The organism is Bacteroides sp. Ga6A2, assembly GCF_000702225.1.
Lineage (GTDB): Bacteria > Bacteroidota > Bacteroidia > Bacteroidales > Bacteroidaceae > Ga6A1.
Genome location: NZ_JNKX01000088.1, coordinates 1 through 1,202, shown reverse-complemented (window position 1 = coordinate 1,202; position 1,202 = coordinate 1). Strand labels below are relative to the sequence as shown.

General features: G+C 34.9%; 2 protein-coding genes. Both read right to left on the bottom strand.

Going from position 1 to position 1,202, the window contains the following annotated elements; translation table 11 throughout:
• Positions 1-362 precede the first annotated feature (362 nt).
• Positions 363-734 (bottom strand): hypothetical protein, encoded by a 372-nt coding sequence (locus tag T538_RS0113770; protein WP_031535496.1) that lies wholly within the window; start codon positions 732-734, stop codon positions 363-365.
• Between the two features lie 48 nt (positions 735-782).
• The gene (locus tag T538_RS18225) at positions 783-1,025 is read right to left on the bottom strand and encodes a hypothetical protein (protein WP_031535494.1); all 243 of its coding nucleotides are present in this window, start codon (positions 1,023-1,025) and stop codon (positions 783-785) included.
• Positions 1,026-1,202: the final 177 nt, after the last annotated feature.

Here is a 1,202-nt window from a genome sequence, read left to right as displayed (position 1 = left end):
GTTTCCGTTCTAAAGAGAAGGGAACATAGCAAACTGATTAATATAAAAATACTTCTTTTCATTATGTAATAGTTCGTTAAAAATTCACGTATTGTATTAAGCAACTTTACGTTGCCAGCCAAAAATTTTTGTAAATATACGTTTTTTTCTGAATACACCAATTGAATAAAATGTAAAGATGCATCTCATATATTTTTTACTTTTGTTCTGTTTGATAGTCCTTTTTTTTCGGCTTAAATTCCCGAAGGTGGCAAGACTTGTCCGAGTATAAAAACATTGTACAAAGACCTGCATCTCCAAAAGTTACATGTTCTATTGAATAACGAGAATCTGGGCTAATTTTATTCTCTGACAAATGTTTTTTAATCATCGCTTTCATTGTAGTCGCAAATAATATCATCGTAAAATGTATCTGTTGGGCAAAATACACAAAAAGTTTGTACAACACCATTTTCGTATGAATCATCTGGCATATAAAAAATTTTCATATAAATCGTATCGTCTATTTGCAGGATAAAGTCAAAATCCTCAGTTTCCTTTATATTATTTATTACATGTGTCTTTTCGTGAGACTTTATGTTATATGTGCTATAACAAGCGTTGTGTACATCACCAGACATACTGAAATTGCCTCCGTTAAAAAACAACTTTGTTTCTTCTGTACTATCGAATAATATATTGACATTCCCATCTTGAAGATGCCAATACCTTATGGTGCTAAATTTGATATTCATACTTCTAACTTATCTTTTTTTCCCGATAGGGAATCATTTGATTATATCTTAATCCTGAATTCTGAACCTGATTGTGCTCATTACTTGACTATAATACAAAGTTCCCGAACCTAAGATGAGAGGTCTTGTTGCCGTCCTTGTCGGTTGTTCGGGATTCGTTCGGGATGCCTTCGGGTTTTGGCATACTGATATGTCCTGCTTACAATCCCTACCTTCCTTTCCAAACAATGGCTTGCCTGTACGTAACTGCTCGGCTGCCAACTTGTAATCTATTTCTTCCTTTGACATCATTAAATAAACGTGTTAATTTCTTTTTTGTTGTAGCATGACACTGTTTATTTTACACCCTCAAAAATTGCAGAAAAGATGCCTGCATCTTTTCTGCAATTGGACGTACCTTGGACGTACCTTGGACGTACCTTGGACGTACCTTGGACGTACCTTGGACGTACCTTGGACGTACCTTGG